This is a genomic window from Burkholderia sp. Ac-20379, from assembly GCF_017104645.1.
Lineage (GTDB): Bacteria > Pseudomonadota > Gammaproteobacteria > Burkholderiales > Burkholderiaceae > Burkholderia.
Window position 1 is genome coordinate 1 of the sequence record NZ_JAAGPF010000550.1, and the last position, 2,711, is coordinate 2,711.

The window sequence follows — 2,711 nt, forward strand, 5'->3', positions numbered from 1 at the left end:
TAGCAGCGACGTGGTCGAGCGCTCGAACTCGAACGGAATCGCCAGCGCCGTGCCGCCCCAGCCGCGCACGAGCGCCGATTCCGGCAGCGCGTCCATGTCGTAATCGCCACCCTTCACGAGGATGTCGGGCCGCGCCGCCGCGATCAGGTCGATCGGCGTCTTTTCCTCGAAACCCACCACCCAATCCACGCATTCGAGCGCGGCCAGCAGCGCCATGCGGTCTTCCTGACGATTGATCGGGCGGTCGTCGCCCTTGCCGAGCATGCGCACCGACGCGTCGCTGTTCACGCCGACGATCAGGCACGCGCCGAGCGCCTTCGCGTCGGCCAGATAGGTGACGTGGCCGCGGTGCAGGATGTCGAACACGCCGTTGGTGAACACGACGGGCGCGTTCAGCGTCGGGCGCAGCGCGGCGAGCGCCTCGCGGGTGATGAATTTGCGTTCGAAGGCGGCGGGCATCGGGGTTTCGGCTCCGGTCAGCGGAAGAATAAAAAAAGCCCGCGCGAAACGGCGGGCTTGGCGTGCGGCGAACGGCGCCGCGTCAGGCGGCTTGCGTCGCGCCGGCGTCGGGCGTCTGCAGGCGCGCCGTGACTTCCTTGCGGTAGCGGTTCAGCTCCTGGGCCGTCGCGAACGTGCGCTCGAACAGGATCGACAGGTTGTGCAGGATACGGTCGACGACCTTCTTTTCCCAATCGCCGTCGAAGCGGATCTGCTCGTCGAGCCAGTGCTCGAGCCACTCCGGATCGGGCAGGCGCGACTGGATCGTGTCGCGCGGGAACAGCGCCTGATTGACGTGCAGGTTCGTGGGGTGCAGCGGCTTTTCGGTGCGGCGCGCCGACGCCATCAGCACGCCGATCTTCGCGAATGCCGAACGCGCGACGTCGCCGCAGTTCACCATCGCCTTCTTCATGTAGCGCAGGTAGGCGCCGCCATGACGCGCTTCGTCGCGCGAGATCGTTTCGTAGATGTGCTTGATGACCGGCTCCGTGTGCCATTCGGCTGCACGGCGGTACCAGTGGTTCAGACGGATTTCGCCGCAGAAGTGCAGCATCAGCGTTTCGAGCGGCGGCGCCGGATCGAACTCGAAGCGCACGGCGTGCAGTTCGGCTTCGGTCGGCATCATTTCCGGCTTGAAGCGGCGCAGGTATTCCATCAGCACCAGCGAATGCTTTTGCTCTTCGAAGAACCAGACGCTCATGAATGCCGAGAAATCGCTGTCGTGATGGTTGTCACGCAGGAACATCTCCGTGGCGGGCAGCGCCGACCATTCGGTGATCGCGTTCATCTTGATCGTCTTGGCCTGCTCGTCGGTGAGCAGCGAGGCGTCGAACTTGTCCCAAGGGATGTCCTTCTCCATGTCCCAGCGGACGGCTTCGAGCGATTTGTAGAGTTCCGGATAAAGCATGGTGTTCATGGTCCCACCCCTGTTGCGCAATGCGACTTCAAAACGTGACTGTTGGGCCGAGCGCCCACAATTCGGACGCTCACCTGACGAAACGGTAATTTTACGCGCTAAACCGTGCGCCGGATGCAAGCACATCGGCACATTTCTTTGCGGCAGCGCAACCGCTGTGGGGCGATACGTGCAACGCCCGAACCGTTCGAGCCTCGCACGCACCCTGAGAGAAGGCCGGCTCGGGGCCGGCTGTCGTTGTCGGGGCCGTGCGCGCGAGCGTCAGGGACGGATCGCGCCGCCAGCACCCGTCTGGATTATTTCGGCGTCGGCGATGATAGCACGCACCTGTGACGGATCCGCGACAGCAGTGCGGCGAAGCGTCGCAGAAAAAGCCGCCCGCGCGCACGGTTACCGCCCGTTGCGCGAATCGGGATTCCGTTCGGATATCGAACCGATTGGTGTGATGAACGACGCGCTCGCCGGGCTGTCGCTCACGCCCGGCGCGCCGGCCGAGGCGAACCAGCCGGCCAGCGTATCGCGTTGGCGCATCGCGTCGGCGTGCCCGAGCGCGATCAGCTCGCGCGTGAATTCGGCCTCGAACAGCAGATAGCTCGCGAACGACGCGCCGGCCGGCCGGTTGCCGCCGATGCCGCCGAGCAGCGCACGCACCGTGGCCGGCAGCCGCCGCAGATGCTTCGCCGCGATCAGCTCGATGCGTTCGGACGGCGCGATCGCGAGCACGTCCACATGCCGCCAGCCGCTTTCCGGTTCGACCTGGCGCGGCAGGTGCTCGACCACGCGATTGATGTGCTCGATCCGCTCGATGTCGGTGCCGATCGAATCGAGGAACACGCTCGCCAGCACCTGCTGGCCGATCTGCGCGAGCGACGGATAGCCGTGCGTATGCGCGATCTCGCCGTTCGCCACCGGCACCTCGGGCCGCGCGGCCGCCGCGCCCACCACCAGGATGCGATCAGCGCCGAAATGGATCGCGGGCGACAGCGGCGCGATCTGGCGGATCGAGCCGTCGCCGAAATATTCGACCCGGCCGTCGATCACGAGCGGCACCGCCGGAAACACGAACGGGATCGCCGACGAGGCGAGCAGATGCGCGGCCGACAGATCGACCATCCGCGCCGTGCGCTGCGCGCGCCGCCAGGCGTGAATCGGCTCGCTGCCCGCGTAGAACGTCAGGTGCCGGCCGCTCGTGTAGCTGAGCGCCGTGACCGACAGCGCATGCAGCCGGCGCGTGCCGAGCATCTGGTTGATCCGGTGAACGTTCAGCTCGCGCTGCAGCAGATGCGCGAGCGGCGCG

At 66.4% G+C, this 2,711-nt stretch carries 2 protein-coding genes and 1 pseudogene; all 3 read right to left on the reverse strand.

Going from position 1 to position 2,711, the window contains the following annotated elements; translation table 11 throughout:
* Positions 1-459: D-glycero-beta-D-manno-heptose 1-phosphate adenylyltransferase (gene rfaE2, locus G3N92_RS32585; protein WP_206131641.1), on the reverse strand; the 459-nt coding region annotated here is incomplete at its 3' end.
* Between the two features lie 82 nt (positions 460-541).
* Complete coding sequence (locus G3N92_RS32590) at positions 542-1,405, reverse strand: ferritin-like domain-containing protein (protein WP_206131642.1); 864 nt, start codon at positions 1,403-1,405, stop codon at positions 542-544.
* 399 nt (positions 1,406-1,804) lie between these two features.
* Positions 1,805-2,711 (reverse strand): annotated as a pseudogene (locus tag G3N92_RS32595) (patatin-like phospholipase family protein); the annotation flags it as partial.